General features: G+C 36.2%; 1 pseudogene. It reads right to left on the reverse strand.

Going from position 1 to position 246, the window contains the following annotated elements:
• Positions 1 to 246, reverse strand: a pseudogene (gene glyA / locus BT997_RS15315) (serine hydroxymethyltransferase); the annotation flags it as partial.

The following is a 246-nucleotide window of genomic DNA, read 5'->3' on the forward strand; positions in this document are numbered from 1 at the left end:
TCTATCATAGTTTATTCTTCCATCTAATTCTACACCATAGTAGAAGGCAGAGTAATTTTTACCAGAGAAAGAAGGTTTAGAACCATGAGTAAGGTGTCCACCATGAGAAAGATCCATACCAAGGATTTTATCACCAGCTTTTAATAATGCTGCGTAAACTGCACCATTTGCTTGAGATCCTGCATGAGGTTGTACATTAGCAAATTTACAATCAAAGATTTCACAAGCTCTATCTATTGCTAGTTG

It is taken from the genome of Arcobacter sp. LA11, assembly GCF_001895145.1.
Taxonomy (GTDB): domain Bacteria; phylum Campylobacterota; class Campylobacteria; order Campylobacterales; family Arcobacteraceae; genus Halarcobacter.